The 19,233-nt window shown below is 73.3% G+C and carries 16 protein-coding genes; 8 read left to right on the forward strand and 8 right to left on the reverse strand.

Going from position 1 to position 19,233, the window contains the following annotated elements; all coding sequences use genetic code 11:
* Positions 1-83: 83 nt before the first annotated feature.
* Positions 84-470, reverse strand: coding sequence for an MGMT family protein (locus AC07FK_RS02685; RefSeq protein ID WP_479101851.1), 387 nt, complete (start codon positions 468-470; stop codon positions 84-86).
* A 185-nt stretch (positions 471-655) separates the two neighbouring features.
* Between AC07FK_RS02685 and AC07FK_RS02690 the strand changes: the two genes are divergently transcribed.
* The 5 genes from AC07FK_RS02690 to AC07FK_RS02710 all read left to right on the forward strand — a co-directional run bounded on the left by AC07FK_RS02690 (position 656) and on the right by AC07FK_RS02710 (position 8,435).
* On the forward strand, positions 656-3,328 hold the full coding sequence (locus AC07FK_RS02690; protein ID WP_479101852.1) for a lysylphosphatidylglycerol synthase transmembrane domain-containing protein: 2,673 nt from the start codon (positions 656-658) through the stop codon (positions 3,326-3,328).
* Between the two features lie 140 nt (positions 3,329-3,468).
* Entirely contained in the window at positions 3,469-5,028 is a 1,560-nt protein-coding gene (locus AC07FK_RS02695) for an alpha/beta hydrolase (RefSeq protein WP_479101854.1), read from the forward strand.
* Between the two features lie 104 nt (positions 5,029-5,132).
* Positions 5,133-6,755: an alpha/beta hydrolase gene (locus tag AC07FK_RS02700; protein WP_479101856.1), complete on the forward strand. Its 1,623-nt coding sequence runs from the start codon at positions 5,133-5,135 to the stop codon at positions 6,753-6,755.
* Positions 6,756-6,864: 109 nt separating this feature from the next.
* Entirely contained in the window at positions 6,865-7,632 is a 768-nt protein-coding gene (locus AC07FK_RS02705; protein ID WP_479101857.1) for a nucleotide-binding protein, read from the forward strand.
* Positions 7,632-8,435: a ParB/RepB/Spo0J family partition protein gene (locus AC07FK_RS02710; RefSeq protein WP_479101859.1), complete on the forward strand. Its 804-nt coding sequence runs from the start codon at positions 7,632-7,634 to the stop codon at positions 8,433-8,435. Before AC07FK_RS02705 ends, AC07FK_RS02710 begins: the two co-directional genes overlap by 1 nt.
* A gap of 152 nt (positions 8,436-8,587) precedes the next feature.
* On the opposite strand, the gene moeZ is transcribed toward AC07FK_RS02710, so the two are convergent.
* The 7 genes from moeZ to AC07FK_RS02745 form a co-directional block, all read right to left on the reverse strand.
* Positions 8,588-9,766 (reverse strand): adenylyltransferase/sulfurtransferase MoeZ, encoded by a 1,179-nt coding sequence (gene moeZ / locus AC07FK_RS02715; RefSeq protein ID WP_479101860.1) that lies wholly within the window; start codon positions 9,764-9,766, stop codon positions 8,588-8,590.
* Between the two features lie 63 nt (positions 9,767-9,829).
* Positions 9,830-10,594 carry a spherulation-specific family 4 protein gene (locus tag AC07FK_RS02720; protein WP_479101862.1) on the reverse strand — a complete coding sequence of 255 codons (765 nt, stop codon included), beginning with the start codon at positions 10,592-10,594 and terminating at the stop codon, positions 9,830-9,832.
* Entirely contained in the window at positions 10,582-11,592 is a 1,011-nt protein-coding gene (locus AC07FK_RS02725) for an NAD-dependent epimerase/dehydratase family protein (RefSeq protein ID WP_479101864.1), read from the reverse strand. Before AC07FK_RS02725 ends, AC07FK_RS02720 begins: the two co-directional genes overlap by 13 nt.
* 143 nt (positions 11,593-11,735) lie before the next feature.
* Positions 11,736-13,100 (reverse strand): hypothetical protein, encoded by a 1,365-nt coding sequence (locus AC07FK_RS02730; RefSeq protein WP_479101866.1) that lies wholly within the window; start codon positions 13,098-13,100, stop codon positions 11,736-11,738.
* Positions 13,101-13,259: 159 nt separating this feature from the next.
* Positions 13,260-14,948 (reverse strand): GT4 family glycosyltransferase PelF, encoded by a 1,689-nt coding sequence (gene pelF / locus AC07FK_RS02735; protein ID WP_479101868.1) that lies wholly within the window; start codon positions 14,946-14,948, stop codon positions 13,260-13,262.
* Positions 14,949-15,168: 220 nt separating this feature from the next.
* On the reverse strand, positions 15,169-16,533 hold the full coding sequence (locus AC07FK_RS02740) for a DUF3152 domain-containing protein (RefSeq protein WP_479101870.1): 1,365 nt from the start codon (positions 16,531-16,533) through the stop codon (positions 15,169-15,171).
* 8 nt (positions 16,534-16,541) lie between these two features.
* Positions 16,542-17,507 (reverse strand): alpha/beta fold hydrolase, encoded by a 966-nt coding sequence (locus tag AC07FK_RS02745; RefSeq protein ID WP_479101872.1) that lies wholly within the window; start codon positions 17,505-17,507, stop codon positions 16,542-16,544.
* A 113-nt stretch (positions 17,508-17,620) separates the two neighbouring features.
* Here AC07FK_RS02745 and AC07FK_RS02750 point away from each other — a divergent pair, with 113 nt between their 5' ends.
* The 3 genes from AC07FK_RS02750 to AC07FK_RS02760 all read left to right on the forward strand — a co-directional run bounded on the left by AC07FK_RS02750 (position 17,621) and on the right by AC07FK_RS02760 (position 19,067).
* A complete protein-coding gene (locus tag AC07FK_RS02750) occupies positions 17,621-17,845 on the forward strand; it encodes a hypothetical protein (protein ID WP_479101874.1) in 225 nt (74 codons plus the stop codon).
* Between the two features lie 196 nt (positions 17,846-18,041).
* Positions 18,042-18,680 carry a TetR/AcrR family transcriptional regulator gene (locus AC07FK_RS02755; RefSeq protein ID WP_479101875.1) on the forward strand — a complete coding sequence of 213 codons (639 nt, stop codon included), beginning with the start codon at positions 18,042-18,044 and terminating at the stop codon, positions 18,678-18,680.
* Positions 18,681-18,839: 159 nt separating this feature from the next.
* On the forward strand, positions 18,840-19,067 hold the full coding sequence (locus tag AC07FK_RS02760) for a DUF3107 domain-containing protein (RefSeq protein ID WP_189715631.1): 228 nt from the start codon (positions 18,840-18,842) through the stop codon (positions 19,065-19,067).
* The last annotated feature ends 166 nt before the right edge of the window (positions 19,068-19,233 follow it).

Consider the following 19,233-nt stretch of genomic DNA (forward strand, 5'->3'; position numbering starts at 1 on the left):
CGCCCCGCGGCCCCGTCGGCGGGCCGCCCGGCACCCCGTCCGGTCGGGGCTTCGCCCGCCGCGGCCACGGATGCAGGAAGCTGTCAGGTGTGAGTCGTGTGAGCTTGTGCACTTCCGCCGGAGCCGGCCGCTCCGCCGTCCCACCGCGCCCGCTTCATGTCCAGCCGCGGCACGTGGGTCCCGGACTGCCGGGAGGCCGTCCGCAGCGGGGTTCCCTCCGCGCGGTAGTGCCCGAGCGCCCGCAGCTCGTGGCCGGGCAGCAATACGCCGTCGGAACGCACCACCCGCCACCAGGGCGCGCCACCGCCGTAGAGCGCCATGACCCGCCCCACCTGGCGCGGGCCGCCCTCCTCCAGCCACTCGGCGACGTCCCCGTACGTCATCACCCGGCCGGGTGGAATCGTCTCCGCCACCTCCAGTACGCGTTCGGCGTACTCGGGGAGTTCGGGGAGTTCCGGCTCGTCGCTCATCCGGTCCATCCTGCACCACGGCACCGACAGAGCACGCTGCTCCATGGGGCGTATCCCACCCGTGCACCACACCGCACGCCCCGGCGATGCACCCTGATGCCCCCCTCCGTCATCCGGTCATGCCACCATCATCCGGGCGGTGACAGGTGATACGAGATCAAGAAGAAACGACGAAGGAGCAGGGAGTGCAGCCTCCCCCGGTGGCGAGCACCCCTGGCGCCGAGTCGCACCCTGACGCACCCGAAAGGCCCACCGAGACCATGGACAGCGGGCCCGAGGGAAGCCACATCGACCGCGTCTCCGGCGACGAGCCGCTGCTCGCCGCGCGCGTGCACCGCCCCTCCGACCTGGTGCGACTGCTCGTCGGCGTGCTCGGCATCATCTGTGTGCTCGCCGTCGCGGCCTTCGCGCACGGCACCGCGTCCGGGCTCGAGCAGGACATCAGCAAGGGCACGGGCCAGACCCCCGACGTCTTCATCAAGCTGGCCGGCCTGATCTCCAGCATCGCCGTACTGATCCTCCCGGTCGCCTTCGCGATCGAGCGGCTCATCAAGCGCGACGGGCTGCGGATCGCGGACGGCGTGCTCGCGGCCGTACTCGCGCACGGTGTGGCGCTCGCCACGGACCTGTGGGTGTCCGAGTCGGCGCCCGAGACGATCAGGCAGTCGCTCACCCAGGCGACGGCGAGCGGGGAACTCACCGATCCCGTGCACGGGTACCTCGCCCCTGTCATCGCGTACATGACGGCGGTCGGCATGGCCCGCAGGCCGCGCTGGCGCGTGGCGCTGTGGGCGGTGCTGCTGCTCAACTCGTTCGCCGTGCTGGTCGGCCGGCAGACCACCCCGTTCTCGATCATCGTGACCGTGCTGATCGGCTGGACGGTCGCCTACGGGACGCTCTACGCCGTCGGGTCGCCGAACGTGCGGCCCACCGGGCAGACCCTCCTCGCGGGGCTGCGGCACGTCGGCTTCCGCCCGGTGACGGCCATGCGCGCCGAGGACGTGCCCGATTCGCCGGAGCAGGGCGACCGGGGCCGCCGCTACCTCGTCACCCTGGAGGACGGGCCGCCGCTCGACGTCACCGTCGTCGACCGCGAACAGCAGGCGCAGGGCTTCTTCTACCGCGTCTGGCGCCAGGTGACCCTGCGCGGCATCACCCAGCGCCGCTCGATCCAGTCGCTGCGCCAGGCCCTGGAGCAGGAGGCGCTGCTCGCGTACGCCGCGATCGCCGCCGGGGCCAACGCGCCGAAGCTGATCGCCACGTCCGAGCTCGGCCCGGACGCCGTGATGCTCGTGTACCAGCACCTGGGCGGCCGGTCGCTGGACTCGCTGCCCGACGAGGAGATCACCGACGAGCTGCTGCGCGGGGCCTGGCGCCAGGTCAAGGCCCTCCAGTCGCGCCGTATCGCCCATCGCCGGCTGGTCGGCGACGCGCTCCTGGTGGATCGTTCCGGCAGGGTGATCCTGACGGATCTGCGCGGCGGTGAGATCGCCGCGGGCGACGTCGTCCTGCGGATGGACGTCGCGCAGCTCCTGACGACGCTCGGACTGCGCGCGGGCGCCGAGCGGGCGGTGGCCGCCGCCGTGGAGGTGCTGGGCCCGGACGCGGTCGCCGACAGCCTTCCGCTGCTGCAGCCGATCGCGCTGAGCCGCTCCACACGGGCGACGCTGCGCAGACTGGCGCGTGAACGGTCGCAGCGGGAGCGCGAGGCGGTGATCGAGGCGTCCCACGCCGCGAAGGCGGCGGAAGGCGGCCCCGACGAGGCGGCGCCGTCCGGCGGACGCAAGGACGTGCGGGCCGAGAAGAAGGCCGAGAAGGACGCCATAGAGGTGGCGCTGGAACAGGCACGGGAAGAGGACCTGCTCTCGCAGATCCGCCACCAGGTGCTGCTGATCCGCCCGCAGGCACTGGTCGAGCCGGCCCGTCTGGAACGCATCCGGCCGCGCACGCTCGTCAGCGTCATCGCCGGGGCGTTCGTCGCGTACTTCCTGATCTCGACGCTGATGGCCAACGACGTCAGCGACGCGATCGCGACGGCGGACTGGCGGTGGGCCGCGGTGGCCGTGCTGTTCTCCGCGCTGAGCTATCCGGCGGCGGCCATGAGCCTGCTCGGCTTCGTGCCCGAGAAGGTGCCTTTCTGGCGCACCGTGGGGGCGCAGGTGGCCGGCTCCTTCGTGAAGCTGGTCGCGCCTGCGGCGATCGGCGGTGTGGCACTGAACACGCGCTTCCTCCAGCGCGCCGGGGTCCGTCCCGGGCTGGCGGTGGCGAGTGTCGGCGCGTCTCAGCTGTTCGGTCTCGCCAGCCACATCACGCTGCTGATGGTCTTCGGCTACGTCACGGGCACGCAGCACACGCCCACGCTCTCGCCGTCCAGGACGGTGATCGCCGGGCTCCTGACGGCGGCCGTGCTGGCACTGGTGGTGACGGCCGTGCCGTTCCTGCGACGGTTCGTGGTGACGCGGGTGCGGTCGTTGTTCGCGGGTGTGGTTCCGCGCATGCTCGACGTACTCCAGCGGCCCCAGAAGCTGATCACCGGCATCGGCGGGATGCTGCTGCTGACCGCGGCCTTCGTGATGTGCCTGGACGCTTCGGTCCGCGCCTTCGACAGCGACGTCCAGCTGAGCTACGCCACCATCGCGGTGGTGTTCCTGACCGCCAACGCCCTGGGCTCCGCCGTGCCGACGCCCGGCGGTGTCGGCGCGGTCGAGGGGGCGCTCATCGCGGCTCTGACGTTCGCCGGGCTCGGGGGCGGCGTCGCGACCTCGGCGGTGCTGCTGTACCGGTTGCTGACGTTCTGGCTGCCGGTGCTGCCGGGGTGGCTGTTCTTCAACCACCTGACCCGCAAGGGCCAGCTCTAGGAACGCGCCGCGCGCGCGTACGGCCACCTGTCCCTCCGGGGACGAGCCCGGACGGCTCCTGGGACGGGGCGCCGTCGCGTACGCCGTCCGAATGGCGCTCCCGGGGCGCACGCTCCCACGCCCCGTCGCACGATGGACGCATGCCGACCTCCGCCGCCCTGCGTGCCACGGCCGTCCTCGCCGCCGCCGTTCTCGTGTCCCTCGCCGGCTGTTCCGACGACGGCGACAAGGGGAAGGAAGCGAGCAGCAGCGACGGCCTGGCGGCTCAGAAGCTCGACTGGACGCAGTGCCCCGCGCCGTCGGCGGCGGAGGGCGGCGGCCCGTCCCCCTCGCCCCTGCCGGGCGGCGGCACCTGGCAGTGCGCCTTCATGGACGTCCCGCGCGACTACGCGAAGCCCGACGGAGACACGATCGAGCTGGCGCTCGTGCGGGCGAAGGCCCGCGACCCGGAGAACCGCATCGGCTCCCTCGTCTTCAACTTCGGCGGTCCCGGCGGCTCGGGCGTGACCGGCCTGCCCTCCCTGGCCGCCGACTACGAGCGCCTGCGCTCCCGCTACGACCTGGTCAGCTTCGACCCGCGCGGCGTCGGCCGCAGCGTGGGCGTCCAGTGCCAGGACGACGAGGAACTCGACGCGTACTACGCCGAGGACAGCACCCCGGACGACGCCGCCGAGGAGAAGACCCTCACCGACGGTCTCGCGGAGTACTCCGCCGCCTGCGAGGAGAACTCGGGCGACGAGCTCCCGTACGTCGGCACCACCAACGCGGCCCGCGACATGGACCTCCTGAGGCAGGTCCTCGGTGACGACAAGCTGCACTACTTCGGCATCTCGTACGGCACCGAACTGGGCGGCGTCTACGCCCACTTGTTCCCGAAGAAGGTCGGCAGGGCGGTCTTCGACGCGGTCGTCGACCCCGCGCAGCCCTCCGAGCGGGGATCGCTCGGCCAGGCCAGGGGCTTCCAGCTCGCCCTGGACAACTTCGCGAAGGACTGCGTGGCGCGCGGCGACGAGTGCGCGCTGCCCGGCAACAGCGTGCGGGAGATCGAGGAGTTCGTCGTCGGCCTTCTGAAGCGGCTCGACGAGAAGCCCGTCAAAGGCATCGGCGACCGCGAGCTGACGCAGTCCCACGCCGCCAACGGGATCATCCAGACGCTCTACTCCAAGGAGTACTGGAAGTACCTGGAGCAGGGCCTCGACGAGGCGGACGGCGGCAACGGCGAGTTGCTGCTGAGCCTCTCCGACTCCCTCAACGGCCGGAATCCCGACGGTTCGTACAGCAACATCGGCGCCGCGAACGCCGCCATCAACTGCGTGGACGACAAGTCGCGCTTCGACCTGGCGCAGACGAAGGCGAAGCTCCCCGAATTCCGCGCGGCCTCGCCGGTCTTCGGCGAGTTCCTCGGCTGGGGGCTGCTGGGCTGCTCCGCGTGGCCGGTGGAGGGTCAGTGGGACACGCCCGATGTGAGCGCGCCCGGCTCGGCCCCCATCCTCGTCATCGGGACCACCGGCGACCCGGCGACGCCCTACGCGGGTGCGAAGAAGATGGCCGAGGAGCTCGGCAGGGGTGTCGGCATCGAGCTGACGTACAAGGGCGAGGGCCACGGGGCGTACAACGGCGGAGACGCCTGCGTGCAGCGGGCGGTGGACGCGTACCTGCTGAGGGGCAAGGTGCCGGCCGACGGGACGGTGTGCCCGTAGGGCGGCCGGCGGGGCCTGCCGGGCGGACGGGCGACGCGACTGTCAGTGGGGCCGCCTAGGATTGCGAATCAGTTTTCGAGTCCTGGGTTCATGTGGGGGCCACGATGGCGCATCTCGTACGGGCGGTCGCCCTGGCAGCCGCCGCGTTCCTCACGGCGGGAGCGGCCGCCGGCTGCGGCAGCGGCAGCGGCAGCGGCAGCGGCAGCGGTGGAACCACGGACCGTGCCGCGCCCTCCGCGTCGGCCGCCTCGCCCACGTCGGCCGCTCCCACCGGCCGGGGCCCCGCCGAGGGCGCCGACGACCGCCTGCCGGCCCTCCCCGCCGGACTCACCGGCCAGCGGCTCCGCTGGAAGCCGTGCGCCGCGCCGGACGGGGCGGGAGGCTCCCCGGCGCCCGGCGGTGACTGGCGGTGCGCCACCCTCACCGCGCCCCTGGACTACCGGGATCCGGGAGGGGCGACGCTCGGCATCGCGCTGATCCGCTCGAAGGCCACCGACAGCGACCGCCGCCTCGGCTCGCTGCTGTTCAACTTCGGCGGGCCGGGCGGCTCGGGGGTCGCGGCGATGCCCGGGCACGCGCCGGCCTTCGCCTCCCTGCACACGCGGTACGACCTGGTGAGCTTCGACCCGCGCGGCGTCGCCGGGAGTTCCGCCGTCGTCTGCCGGGACGACCGGCAGACCGAGGCGTCCTTCCGCCTCGACGCCACCCCCGACACACCCGCAGAGGAGAGGGCCTACCTCGACGACGCGGCCGCCTTCGGCGCGGGCTGCGCCAAGCGCTCCGGCAAGGTCCTGCCGTACGTCGGAACGAGCAACGCCGCCCGCGACATGGATCTGATCCGCCGGGTCCTCGGCGACAGGAAACTGAACTACTTCGGCTTCTCCTACGGCACGGAGCTGGGCGGCACGTACGCCCACCTCTTCCCCCGCACCGTCGGGCGCATGGTGCTCGATGCCGTCGTCGACCCGTCCGCCGACTTCGTGCGCCACTCGCGCAACCAGGCCCTGGGCTTCCAGCGCGCCCTGGACCACTACTTCGTGAGCACCGGCGCCTCCGCCCGGTCCGGCACCGCGCGCGTCGTGCGGCTCCTGGACCGGCTCGACAGGAAGCCGCTGCCGACCGGAACGGGCCGTCCGCTCACGCAGAGCCTCGCGATCACCGGCATCCTCTCCCAGCTCTACAGCGAGGACAGCCGGCCGACGCTCACCAAGGCCCTGCGCGAGGCGCGCGGCGGCGACGGCCGGACGCTGCTGCGGCTCGCCGACGGGTACAACAACCGTGACGCGACCGGACGGTACGGCACGGACCAGCACGCCCAGCGGGCCATCCACTGCGCCGACGCCAAGGGCCGCGTGAGCGCTGATCAGGTCCGGGCCGAGCACCTGGCGGACTTCCGGAAGGTCTCCCCCGTGTTCGGTCCCTACCTGGCGTGGGACCTGGCCGGGTGGTGCGCCTCCTGGCCGGTCGAGGGCGAGCACGTGACCCCGGAGGTCGGCGCGAAGGGCGCGCCCCCCGTGCTGGTGATCGGCGGCAAGGGCGACTCGGCGACACCGTACGAGGGCTCGCTGCGGATGGTCGAGGAGCTGGGCGAGGGCGTGGGCGTGCAGCTCACGTACGAGGGCGAGGGCCACGGGGCGTACCTGACGGGCGACGACTGCATAGCCGGCGCCGTGGACCCGTACTTCCTGAACGGCAGGGTCCCGGCGCATCGCACCACCTGCTCGTAGCGGCGAACGGGGCTGCTTCCCGGCGTGTACGGGGTCCCCGTCCGCGCGCCACTGCCAGAGTGACCGTAAATCCCGAATGTCGGATTTGCGCGAAACAGGGAGAGTGGTCGTGGCCCACGTACACGTGATTCTCAATCAGAAGGGCGGCGTCGGTAAATCCACGCTCGCCGTCAACCTCGCCGCCGTCACCGCCGACGTGCTCGGCGCCGGGTCCGAGGGCGAACGGCCACCGGTCGTCGCCGTGTCGATCGACCCGCAGGGCTCCGCCGTGTGGTGGTCGGAACGGGTCGGCGACGGCCTGCCGTTCGACTTCGTCCAGGCGCACGACGACCTCCCCGGGCTCGCCGCCCTCGCCCGCATCCCGTCCGCCCAGCACGTCTTCGTCGACACGCCCGGCTGGCTCGACCTCGCCGAAACCGACTGCGACGACCCGCTCGGAAGGGGGGCCGCCGCCGACGCGCTGCGCGCCGTCCTCGACAACGCGCACGACGTGATCGTGCCGATCGAGCCGGAACCGCTGGGCTTCCAGCCCACGCAGCGGACCATCGAGCGGGTGGTGAAACCGCGCGGACTGCCGTTCCGCGTGGTCATCAACAACTGGGACCCGCGCGACGGCAAGGCGGACCTGGAGCAGACCCGCGCGTTCGTCGAGGCGCAGGACTGGCCCCTGGCGCGCACCGTCGTACGCCACTACAAGCTGCACACCCGCGCCTCCGCCGACGGTCTCGTGGTCACCCAGTACGGCGCCAACCGCGTGGCGCTCCAGGCCCGCGAGGACTTCTTCCGGCTCGCCCTGGAGGTCGGCCTCGCGGTGATCCCGGCCCCGGCCAGGCCCCGGCGGGCGCGGCGCGCCGCCAAGAAGGCGGTGGTCCGCTGATGGGCCGCCGCACCGACCTCGCGACCCTGCTCACGCCGGGCGACACTGCCGTGCCGCCGGCCGGGCGGGACGCCTACCCGCTGACCGTGCCCGTCACGGACCTCGCCGAGAACCCCGACAACCCGCGCCACGAGCTGCGCGACCTGGACGGCCTGGCCGAGACGCTGCGCGAACGCGGAGTGCTCCAGGCTCTCGGAGTCGTCTCCCGCGGCGCCTTCCTCGCCGCGCACCCGCAGCACGAGGCCGCCGTCGGCGACTCCCCGTACGTCGTCCTGCACGGGCACCGCAGGCTGGCCGCGGCCAGACTCGCCGGGCTCCGCGAGGTGCCGGTGCTCGTACGGGAGGACGCGACGCGCACCGACGAGGACGCGCTGATCGAGAACGTCCAGCGCGACGATCTCACCGAACTGGAGCAGGCTCAGGCCCTCCAGGGCCTGATCACCTCCTACGGCTACTCGCAGCGGCAGGTGGCAGCGCGGATCGGCAAGACCCAGGGGTTCGTCTCACAGCGGCTGTCGCTGATGAGGCTGCGGGAGGACCTCCAGGAGGCGCTGGCCGACGGCCGCGTCTCGGTCGAGGACGCCCGGCGGATCGCACGGCTGCCGCGCGACGAGCAGCGGCTGCCCGCCGCGGTGCAGGAGGAGGCGCCGTCGCCGGTTCCGAAGGCGCGGCGGCGGAGCGATTACGGCGTAATCACCCTCGACAGCAGGAGCACGCCGGAAGAGCTGGTCGGCGTACTGCGCCGGAACCTGGCACCCGCCGCACTCGAAAGGGTCGCCGAGCTGCTGGCCTCGGGCCGCTGACCCCCGGTCTCGTCCTCCAACGCACCCCGGGAATCCGCGACCGGACACGAGGTCCTCCAGCGGACCCTGGAATCCGGCACCGGACGCGCGAAGGGGCCGCCCCGCACAGAACGTGCGGGGCGGCCCCTTCGCCGTATGACCAGCAGCCGGGCCTAGTAGATCGGCTTCTCCGGCTCGATCTGGTTGACCCAGCCGATGACGCCGCCGCCGACGTGCACCGCGTCCGCGAAGCCCGCCGACTTCAGCACCGCGAGGACCTCCGCACTGCGGACACCCGTCTTGCAGTGCAGGACGATCTTCCGGTCCTGCGGCAGGTCCTGCAGGGCGTCGCCCATCAGGAACTCGTTCTTCGGGATCAGCCGCGCGCCGGGGATCGAGACGATCTCGTACTCGTTGACCTCACGGACGTCGATGATGTCGATCTTCTCGTCGGCGTCGATCCACTCCTTGAGCTGCTTGGGAGTGATCGTCGAGCCCAGCGCCGCCTCCTGCGCCTCCTCGGACACGACGCCGCAGAAGGCCTCGTAGTCGATGAGCTCGGTGACGGTCGGGTTCTCGCCGCAGACCGCGCAGTCGGGGTCCTTGCGGACCTTGACCTGGCGGTACTGCATCTCCAGGGCGTCGTAGATCATCAGTCGGCCGACCAGCGGCTCACCGATGCCGGCGAGCAGCTTGATCGCCTCGTTGACCTGGATCGACCCGATGGAGGCGCAGAGCACGCCCAGCACGCCGCCCTCGGCGCAGGACGGAACCATGCCCGGCGGCGGCGGCTCCGGGTAGAGGCAGCGGTAACACGGGCCGTGCTCGGACCAGAACACCGACGCCTGGCCGTCGAAGCGGTAGATCGAGCCCCAGACGTACGGCTTGTTGAGCAGCACGCACGCGTCGTTGACCAGGTACCGGGTCGCGAAGTTGTCCGTGCCGTCGACGATCAGGTCGTACTGGGAGAAGATCTCCATCACGTTCTCGGCTTCGAGCCGCTCTTCGTGAAGGACGACGTTCACGTAGGGGTTGATGCCGAGGACCGAGTCGCGGGCGGACTCGGCCTTCGAGCGGCCGATGTCGGCCTGGCTGTGAATGATCTGGCGCTGCAGGTTCGACTCGTCGACCTCGTCGAACTCCACGATGCCGAGCGTGCCGACGCCGGCCGCGGCGAGGTACATCAGCGCGGGCGAACCCAGGCCGCCGGCGCCCACGGCGAGGACCTTGGCGTTCTTCAGCCGCTTCTGCCCGTCCATCCCGACATCCGGGATGATCAGGTGGCGGGAGTACCTGCGAACCTCATCAACAGTGAGCTCGGCAGCGGGCTCGACCAGGGGTGGCAGCGACACGGGGACTCCGTAGGTCGGTCAATCAGTACGGTTGTTCTCCGCGTAACACTGCCACGCCCCTTCTCATTCCGAGACACCCGGTCCGATACGCGAGACGATTTCGTCCCAGTAGCCGGGCAGTGTCTCGAATGCGTCGTTTTGTTCCACGGGGTCGCTGCCGGCGATCCGGTCCGTCAGGAAGACCGTTCCGGCCCCCTGCCAGCGTGCGATGCGGACGGCCTCCTCCAGGTGCGTGCGCGGCAGCCCGTGCACCAGATGGCAGAAGCGCTCCGGCGGGTAGTCCGCCGTCCACTCCGCCACCTGTGACCAGCGGTAGTCCGTCCACGGCCCCGAGAACGTCACCAGCTGGTCGGCCGCCTCCGCATAGCCGGGATACGGGTGTGTGCCATGTCCCAGGACCACGCGGCCGCCCCCCTCGGCCAGCCCGGACAGCGTGCCGGTCACGCGGCGCACGCCCGGCAGGTCCGTCCGGTCGGTGGGACAGCGGTCCAGATAGAAGCCGTCGACCCGATACCAGTCGCGGAAGCGGTGCGCATCGGAGAACAGCTCGCCGAAGGAGCGCGTCCCGTACGCCATGTCGAGCCGGCCGAGCACGGGGACACCGGCGTTGCGCAGGCGCCCCGCGGCCTCCAGGCAGTGCGGGTCGGGGCGCTGCCCGGGGCCGTTGGCCACGTTGAGCGTCACCCAGTGCAACGGCGTCCCCGGTCGGCTGAGCTCGCCCCACTCGACCGGGGCGACGAGCGGGTGCGCGTACCCGGGGACACCGACGCCCATCCGGTCCGCGGCCGTCGCGGCCTGCCGGTGCCGGGGCCTGGTCAGATGCGGCATGCCGCCTCCATCCAGATGTCGGCGAGCGACTCCTCCAGGTTGATCCGGGGCCGCCAGCCGAGACGGTCGCGCGCGGTGCGCACGTCGGCCTGCTGCCAGCTGCCGCAGCCGTCCGGGTACGGGTACGGGGCGCCCACGTGCTCCGGCGGCATCTCGCCGCGCTGCGGGCCCACCGAGGAGAGCACGCCGGCCACGCCCCCGTTGCGCGCCGCCGCCGCGGCGCTCCCCGGCACGTAACCGGAAGGGGCGTCGAGTTCGTGCAGGGTGCCGCCGTAGCCCGCGACCCTGGCCAGGACCGCGGCGGCGTCCCGAAGCCGGACGGCCCGCCCGGTGCCGATGTTGATGGCGCCCTGCGCGGCGGACAGCGAGGCCGCGTGCACGGCGCGCGCCACGTCGCGCACGTCGACGAAGTCGCGCTGCACGCCGAGGCCGCTGAGCTTGAGCTCGCCGTCCCCGGACTGCATCGCGCGGCGCATCGCCTCGGCGAGCCGCCCCAGCGGGGAGCCGGCGGGCGTGCCGGGGCCGACCGGTGAGAAGACCCGCAGCACGACGGCGTCGAGTCCGGAGCCGAGCACCAGCTCGGTGGCGGCGAGCTTGCTGACGCCGTACGGGCCGCCCGGCCGGGGCACGGCGTCCTCGGCGGTGGACGAGCCCGGCTGGGAGGGCCCGTACTCGGCGGCGCACCCCAGCTGTACGAGCCGTGCGCCGCAGCCGCTGCGGCGCAGGGCCTCGCAGACGGTCGCGACGGCGACGGTGTTGTGCCGGGTCAGGTCGCGGGCGCCGCCGCGCGTGGCGCCGGCGCAGTTGATGACCACGCCGGGGTGCACGGCGTCCAGGAAGCGGGTCAGCGCGCCGGGGCTGCCGGTGGCGAGGTCGAAGCGTACGTCGGCGTCGTCGCCCCGCCCGAGGGCGGTGAGCTGCACGGCCGGGTCGGCGAGCAGCCGGTCGGCGACGAAGCGGCCGAGATATCCGTTGGCACCCAGCAGCAGCACCCTCATCGTGCGTCCCCTCGGTGCCGACCGGCTGAAGTTGGGGGTTGGGGCGTCATGGTCACGTTCTCCTTCGGGGATGTGCGGTGAGTGCTGCGGTGTACGCCCGCGGCGTCGGCTCCGCGGGAGGCTCCTGTGGCAGTCCGGTGCGGTCAGTGCGGCCCGTGCCGTCGGCCGGACCCGCCGTCCGGTCCCGGCCGGTCGTCCGGACCGTCGCGACCGTCCAGCCCGTCGCGACCGTCCAGCCCGTGGCCGGAGTCCGGTCGGCGGCCGGGGAGCGTGTCCCCGGGCCGGGTCCGGCCGGCGTGGGCCGATGTGCGGGAGAGGGCGGCGGTGGCGTGGACGAGCAGGGCGAGCGCGGCGACGGCGCAGGCCGCGGCCGGGACGGCCGCCGCTCCCCCGGCGTCCACGAGGCGCTCGACGGGCCGGCCGACGAAGCCCAGGCCGGGCAGCCGGGCCGCCAGGACGGTGGACACCGCGGTGACCTGTACGGCGGTCGCGGCGGCGAGCCCCGCGGACGCGGCTCGGGCGAAGCCGTGGACGGTGAGCAGCCGGGCGAGGAAGAGCAGCGCGCCGAGCGCCACACCGGCCGCCATGACGGCCGGGCCGCCTTCGCCGCCGGCCGTGCCCGGGCCGCCGACCGCGTCCACCGCGACGTGCAGGCAGACGAGCGCGCCCGTGAAGAGCCCGGTGAGTCCGAGGACGAGCGGACGGACCGATGCCCCGAAGTCCTCGGTGCCCCGGCTGGCGGCCAGCCTGCGGCGGGCCTGTACGGCGAGGACGTGCGCGCACCAGGCGGCGGGCGCCAGGGCCGCGGCGAGGACCACGGCCCTGGCCGGCTCCCCCGGCCAGGGCCCGTCCGGGCCCCCCGCGACGAGTTCACCGAGCAGCCCATCGCCGAGGACCGCGTACCCGAGCAGCCAGCACACCCACAGGCGCGCGGCGGGCGCGGTACGCCCCTCGGCGCGCAGGGGGCCGTGGCGCAGGCACAGCGCGAGGGCGGCCGTGACGACCAGCACGCCGGTCAGGCCGACGGCCCACCGCACACGCCCGCCGGTCAGTTCGAGACCCATGGCCGCGAGGGCGCATCCGAGACCGGGGAGCAGCGCGTACGCGATCCAACCGGCGCGCACCGGGGTCTCGCGCGCCGGAGCCGTCGCCCCGGCGCCACCGGCGCGCGGCACGCGGGCGTACAGCTCCTCGGCGAGGGAGAAGACGTCGCGGTGGCGGAAGCGCGCGGCGGTCCTGTCGGTCACCCCGTGAGCTTCGAGCCCGGCGGCGATCTCCAGCGGATCGACGGCCCGCTCGCACAGCTCCCGGTGCCGGTGCATGAGGGCCCGTACGGGGTCGGCGGGCCCGCGGCGCGGCGGTGCGGCGGCCCTGCCGCCACGGGGGGCGCCGGGCGCGGGGCAGGCCGCCTCGGCCGCGGCGTCGTCCCAGGCGCCGGGGCTCACGGGCGTACGCGGTGCGTCCCACGCGCCCCCGGCGGGGACGGCCGGCAGGTGTGAAGCGCTCATCGGCGGGCCTCCTCGGGCACGGGTGCGTCCGCACCGGCGGCCGGGGCAGCGACGCGGCGGACAGCCGTACTCGGCGCGTCCCCACCGGCAGCCGGGGCGATGACGAAGGGGGCGGCGGTCCTCAGCGGCCTCGCCGGGTCCTGCCCGCCGCGACGCGGCTCAGACATCGCGCTCACCCGTCCCGGGCCCGGCCCCGGCGCCCACGCGGGGCGACGGACCGGCGGCGTCCGCCCAGCTCGGGTCGGTCGTCCCGCCGCCCGCCCAGCGGACCGGCACGTGCGCTTCCGCCGGGTGGGCGAAGAGCAGAGGCTCGCCGTCCGCTCCCAGCACGTCGCGGCGTACCGGGCAGTGCGAGATCAGCTCCAGGTAAATGCCTCGAAATGCCGCGAGATTCTGCTCGACGGTGAACAGTTCGAGTGCCCGTGCGCGCGCGGCGGCTCCCAGCCGTTCGCGCCGCTCGGGATCGCGCATCAGCGCCACGCAGGCTTCCGCCAGGGCACGGGGATTGCGCGGCGGGACCACCAGGCCGGTGCCGCCGATGACTTCGACGACCGCGCCGACGTCCGTCGAGACGGTGGCGCGCCCGCAGAACATCGCCTCGACCAGGCTGACCGGAAAGCCTTCGACGACGCTGGAGAGGACCACCACGCTGCCCGCCGCGTAGGCGTCGGCCAGGTCGGGCGCCTCGGGGCCGCCGATCTCCTCGAAGGAGACGGGGTTGTCGCCGACGGCGTGCGCGCCGGCGGCCTCGTCGGGGAAGAGCTGCGCCGCGAGCCCCTGGCAGTGCGCCAGGTACGCGGCGGCTTCGGCGCCCTGCCCGTGCCGGCTGTGGACCACGCGCAGGCGGGCCCGCGGCTCCGCCCGGCGCACCTCGGCGAAGGCGTGCAGCAGCGAGACGAGGTCCTTGGCCGGCTCGACGCGGCCGACCCACACCAGCGTGCGGGGATCGCCGCCGTCGCCGCCCTCGCCGACCGCCGCGAAACGGTCGGACTCCATGCCGGGGTAGACCGTACGCAGCTTCGCGCGGTCGGCGCCGCACCGCTCCTGCCACCGCCTGGCGTGCGTGTTGCCGGGCGTGATCAGGGTGGCCCTGTCGTACACCTCGGCGGCGAGCTTGCCGTGGAAGGAGGCGAGCAGGGCCCGTACCGGCGCGCTGCGGGCCGCGTCACCGGCGGCGAGGTAGTGCGCGCGCAGTTGTACGCCGTACTCGGTGACCAGCAGCGGAACGCCGAAGAAGCGTTTGCCCAGCAGGCCCGGCAGGGCGGCGGACCCGCCCGACGCCGCGTGGCACAGATCGACCGCGCCCAGGCTGCGCTCGTCGTACCAGTCGAGGGACAGGGGCCGCAGGGCGCGCTCCAGCAGGTCGACGAACTCGAGGTAGTCCGGCACCTTCGCGGCGTGCACGGCGCGGTTCGCGCCCGGCGCGCGACAGGCGGCCTCCAGCGCGCGTACGGCGATCTCGGAGCGCAGGGCGGCGTGCAGTCCGCCGTGCTCCCCGGCCAGTTCCGCGAGGCCGTAGAGGCCGGCGGCGAAACCCTCGCCCGCGGCTTCTTCGTCCGGCGCGCAGATCGCGTCGGCCAGATCCCGGAAGTGCCCCGCGAAGCGGCGCCGTTCGCGCCGGCCGTACGTGCCGCCGTCGTCCTCGGGCGCCCACAGCGGAGCGGTCCGCACGCGCTGCACCTGGGGCGGCAGCGGCATCCAGCCCAGCGCCTCCTGGCGGGCGCTGCGGCTCAGCGCGTAGACGTCGAACTCGTGCTGCGGGAGTCCGCGCACGAGCCGGTCGCACCAGAGCCTGGACTCACCCGTCGCGTACGGGTAGCCACCCTCCGTCAGCAGTCCGATCCGCACGAGCGCACCCCCGATCTCCCTTGTGGGCGGCCGCCGTTGGTCCGGCGACTCGCAGCGGGACCGACCGTATGCGGACAGGGCGGTGACGCGACGGACGGTTGTCCATCGCGCCACCAAAAGGGGTGAACGCGCGTAACTTTCGCCTCGCCGTCGCGTTCTGTGGCGCTAAGGGACTGTTCGGTTACGCGGCGTCAGGTTGCGGCCTACGCACAGGGGCGGCTCAACCGCCGGGGAACACCCAGGGGTTGGGCTTGCATTCGATGCCGCCGATGTCGAGCGACTTGGTCTGCTGCTGCATGATCGGCGCGAGCTCGCCGGGCGTCTCGCAGTTCTTGTGACCGTGCCCGAGCCGGTGGCCGACCTCGTGGTTGATGAGCATCTGCCGGTACGCGAACATCTTGTCCTTGCCGAAGGTCTCGGCCCCCTGCGCCCACCGGAACGCGTTGATCATGACGCGCTCGGTCGCCGCCGAATCGCACGAGACATTGCCGGAGAGCGTGTCGAGTCCGGACTTGGCGCACCACACTCCGGTGGTGCCGGGGCTCGCGAGCGTGATGACGAAGTCGGCCCGGCCGGAGGAGATCCGTTCGAACGTCATGGCGCCGTCGTGCGCCCAGCTCCGGTCGTCGTTCAGGGTCTCCTGCACGGCGCGGGCGAAGAGCGCTCCGTCAAGACCGAGCCCCTTCTCGACGTCCACCCGATAGGAGTACTTCTGCCCCTTGCCCGGTGCCTTGTCGAAGCCGCCGATGGCCTGAAAGTCACCCTTGCCCACGAGTTTCGGGTCGATCGGGTACGTCTTGGCCATCTGCTGCTCGTACGTCAGCGGCGCGTCCTGCGCGTCCTGTGCGCCCTGGGACGGCGTCGGCCGGGCGTCCGAGCGCGAGGCGTCGCTCTCGCGCGTGCTCCGGTCCCCGGCGGCCGGGGCCTCGACGGGCGCCTTCTCGGCCTGGGCGACCTGCCCGGCCACGACGACGGCGAGAACGGTGGTGACGGCGGCCGCCGCGATCCCCGTGAAGGCGCGCCCCTTGCCGCCCCTGGCGGGTCCGGGGCCGACGGGCGCCTCGTCGCGGTCGTCGCGGTCACCCTCGTGTCCGGCGCCGCCGACGGACGCGCCGGCCCGCTCGCGGCCGGCGGCGGGCCCGTACGGACCGGCCTGCGGTCCGGTGGCCGCCGGGGCGTCGAACGCCTCGACGAACTCCTGCCGCGGTCCGGGAATCCGCGCCCCGGCCGCCGCGTAACGCGCCTGCGTCTGCCCGGGGCCCTGCGCCCGGTCCGGATACGGGCCCTGCGGTCCGCGCGGCGCGCCCTGCCAGTCGCCGTACCGGCCGTCGGGCGCCGCGCCCCAGCCGCCGCCGGCCTCCCTCTGCTCGGGATGGCCGCCGCGCACCTGCGGCACCCCGTGAGCCGGAGTGCCGCCGTACTGCTGCTGCGCCTGTCGCTGCTGTGGTCTGCGGGGCGCGGGCCCCGGCGCGACGCCGGACCCCGCCGTGGCCGGACCTGCCGCGGTCTGCTCACCGCGGCCCGGTATGGCGGGCTTCTCGGCGGCCCCCTTGGGTGCGGGGCCTCGGCGACTATGACGTCCCACGCGCCGGATCAGCTCCTGCCGCTGTCATTGATCAGGTCCCGGACGGCGCTCGCGACCGCCTCCGGATATTCCATCATCGCCACGTGCCCGGCGTCGGGCAGCGACAGCAGCCGCGCGCCGCGGAACGCCGCGGCCGCCCTGCGCGCCATACGGTACGACACGAGCCGGTCCCGGCCCCCGTACACCAGCAGCGTCGGCGCGAGCACCCGCTCCGCCTGCCGCCACAGGCCGTGCTGTCCGCCCAGGGTGTACGCGTCGACGATGCCCCGCGCCGAACGCGTCATGGCGTCCCAGAAGTACGGCAGTTCCAACCGCCGCTTCATCTCCTGCACGGCGTTGCGGAAAGCCTCGGGCGTGACCGCCTCGGGATCGCCGTAGCAGAGCGCCATCACGCCGCGCGTGCGCTGCTCCGCCGTCCAGTCCTTGCTGAGCCGGGCGAAGAGCGGGGCGACCCCCGGCAGGGCGAGCAGCCCGGTCGGCACCGCACCGCGCTGCACCCTCAGCTCGGGCAGTGCGGGCGACACCAGCGTGAGCGTGCGGACCAGGTCGGGCCTGACGGCCGCGATGCGCGTGACGACCGCGCCGCCCAGGGAGTTGCCGAAGAGGTGCACCGGTCCGCGCCCGCCGGCGTCGAGCAGGCGGATGCAGGCGCGCGCCTGCCCGCTGATCGAGTAGTTGCCGTCGTCCGGCGGCGGGGAGTCGCCGAAGCCGGGCAGGTCGACCGCCTCGCCGTCCACCGCGTCCGCGAGCAGCGGCATCAGCGCCGACCAGTTCTGCGACGACCCGCCGAGCCCGTGCACGTACAGCGCGGGCGGCAGTCCGGTGTGCGCCGGAGGCCGGGTGCGCACGTTCAGCGTCAGCCCCGGCAGGGTGACGGTGCGCAGCTTCTCCCCCTCGGCGACCCGCACGGCGCTGACCCGCGGCACCACGGTGGCGGCGGCGAGGCTGGGTCCGGGCAGCTCGGTCGAAGACATGCGGCAATGTTACGAGACGATCACGCACTGAATCGTGTGTTCGCCGTCACAGATCTACCCTCGGAGCAAAGGGGTACGCGCACGCCCCCGCTTCCTCGCGAAAGGCAGCCCGTATGTCCGTCGATCCGACCGATCCTGAGACCTTCGTGGACGAGGAGCCCCCCGAGGCACCCGAGCTCGACGACGACGCCTCCGAGGCGGACGCCGCGGAGCAGCGCACGGAGTGGCAGCAGACGCACGACGACCGTCCGACCGGCATCGACACCGGGGAGGCGACCGACGGGGACGCCGCCGAGCAGGCCCGTGTGGTCACCGTCGACGAGGACGACTACCGCTGACAGGGGCGGCCGAAACCCTGTCAGGGACCCGATCAGCACGTGATCGGCCTTCCGTGGCCGTCCGGTCCGTGAAATTCTCCGTCCGCACCGCGCGCTCCCGCATTACCCAAAAGTACGATGGCGGGCGCGGCGCACACGGCGCACGGAACGGCCGTGCTGTTGAAAGGCCGCGACACTGAAAGACATGGGAGGCGGCGTGACAGCCACCGAGCAGACAGAGGCGGCACGCCCACGCGGCACACGCCTGCCCCGCCGAGCCCGACGCAATCAACTTCTGGGCGCGGCGCAGGAGGTCTTCGTCGCGCAGGGGTACCACTCGGCGGCGATGGACGACATCGCCGAGCGCGCCGGTGTGAGCAAGCCGGTCCTGTACCAGCACTTCCCGGGCAAGCTCGAGCTGTACCTGGCCCTTCTGGACCAGCACTGCGAGTCGCTGCTCCAGGCGGTGCGTACCGCCCTCGCCTCGACCACGGACAACAAGCTGCGCGTGGCCGCGACGATGGACGCCTACTTCGCGTACGTCCAGGACGAGGGCGGCGCGTTCCGCCTGGTCTTCGAGTCGGACCTGACCAACGAACCCGCCGTTCGCGAGCGGGTCGACCGGGTTTCGCTCCAGTGCGCCGAGGAGATCAGCGAGGTCATCGCCGAGGACACCGGCCTGTCGAAGGACGAGTCGATGCTGCTGGCGGTCGGCCTGGGCGGGGTGTCGCAGGTCGTCGCCCGGTACTGGCTCTCCAGCGGCAGCCAGATCCCGCGCGACACGGCGGTGCAGCTCCTGACGTCGCTCGCCTGGCGCGGCATCGCGGGCTTCCCGCTGCACGGCAGCGAGCACTGAGGCGGGACCTCGCGGCCCTCGGCAGGGGCGTGTTCCCGATCCGTGTTCGCTTCTGGCGTGCGGCGTCGGCGCGGTTCGTGTCCCCTCACCGGGCTAATGTGTGCTCCGTACGGCGCGACGACCGCGCACCGCAGCACTGACCGTCGGAGGGACATAGCCGTGGAGGTCAAGATCGGCGTGCAGCACGCGCCCCGGGAGATCGTTCTGGAGAGCGGGCAGTCCGCCGAGGAGGTCGAGCGCGCGGTATCCGACGCGCTGGCCGGCAAGGCGCAGCTGCTCAGCCTCAAGGACGACAAGGGCCGTACGGTCCTCGTTCCCGCCGACCGGATCGCCTACGTGGAGATCGGCGAGCCGGCGACGCGCAGGGTGGGCTTCGGCGCGCTGTAGGCGTCGGGCGCGGGGCGGCACCAGCGGCACCGCACAGCATCACCGCAGACGGAACCGGGACGGGGGGGGGTCCCCCCCGGCCAGGTTCTTCTTTTCTTGTTTTTTGTTTCCTTCTTTTTTCTCCCCCCCCGTGTGGGCGGGGGGGTCCCCCCCCCCGCCCCCCCCC

This window comes from Streptomyces sp. NPDC046122 (genome assembly GCF_056429965.1).

What these genes read in the sequence shown, in the direction of transcription:
- AC07FK_RS02685 (WP_479101851.1), bottom strand. Translation starts at nt 470, where the DNA reads ATGAGCGACGAGCCGGAACTCCCCGAACTCCCCGAGTACGCCGAACGC.
- AC07FK_RS02695 (WP_479101854.1), top strand. Translation starts at nt 3,469, where the DNA reads ATGCCGACCTCCGCCGCCCTGCGTGCCACGGCCGTCCTCGCCGCCGCC.
- AC07FK_RS02700 (WP_479101856.1), top strand. Translation starts at nt 5,133, where the DNA reads ATGGCGCATCTCGTACGGGCGGTCGCCCTGGCAGCCGCCGCGTTCCTC.
- AC07FK_RS02710 (WP_479101859.1), top strand. Translation starts at nt 7,632, where the DNA reads ATGGGCCGCCGCACCGACCTCGCGACCCTGCTCACGCCGGGCGACACT.
- AC07FK_RS02720 (WP_479101862.1), bottom strand. Translation starts at nt 10,594, where the DNA reads ATGCCGCATCTGACCAGGCCCCGGCACCGGCAGGCCGCGACGGCCGCG.
- AC07FK_RS02725 (WP_479101864.1), bottom strand. Translation starts at nt 11,592, where the DNA reads ATGAGGGTGCTGCTGCTGGGTGCCAACGGATATCTCGGCCGCTTCGTC.
- AC07FK_RS02730 (WP_479101866.1), bottom strand. Translation starts at nt 13,100, where the DNA reads ATGAGCGCTTCACACCTGCCGGCCGTCCCCGCCGGGGGCGCGTGGGAC.
- AC07FK_RS02745 (WP_479101872.1), bottom strand. Translation starts at nt 17,507, where the DNA reads ATGTCTTCGACCGAGCTGCCCGGACCCAGCCTCGCCGCCGCCACCGTG.
- AC07FK_RS02750 (WP_479101874.1), top strand. Translation starts at nt 17,621, where the DNA reads ATGTCCGTCGATCCGACCGATCCTGAGACCTTCGTGGACGAGGAGCCC.